The organism is Achromobacter sp. SIMBA_011, assembly GCF_046535435.1.
Taxonomy (GTDB): domain Bacteria; phylum Pseudomonadota; class Gammaproteobacteria; order Burkholderiales; family Burkholderiaceae_B; genus Achromobacter; species Achromobacter dolens.
Genome location: NZ_JAWRWN010000552.1, coordinates 1 through 268, shown reverse-complemented (window position 1 = coordinate 268; position 268 = coordinate 1). Strand labels below are relative to the sequence as shown.

1 protein-coding gene is annotated in these 268 nt (G+C 66.0%); it reads left to right on the top strand.

Annotated features, from left to right (window positions below; translation table 11 throughout):
- On the top strand, positions 1–268 hold a 268-nt coding region (locus tag SB816_RS32110), incomplete at both ends, for an SDR family oxidoreductase (protein ID WP_410548258.1).

Sequence of the window (268 nt, the reverse complement as noted above, 5' to 3'; positions counted from 1 at the left end):
GACTACGTGTTCGACGGCACGAAGACCGCGCCCTATGTCGAGACCGACACCGCGCGTCCGCTGAGCGTCTATGGCTTTTCGAAGCTGGCGGGCGAGCGCGCGATTGCGAACGTGGGCTGCCGCCATCTGATTCTGCGCACGAGCTGGGTCTATGGCATGCGCGGCAAGAACTTCCTGCGCACGATGCTGCGGCTCGCCCAGGAGCGCGATACGTTCGACGTCGTCGCGGATCAGTTCGGCGCGCCGACGTGGAGCGCGACGATTGCCG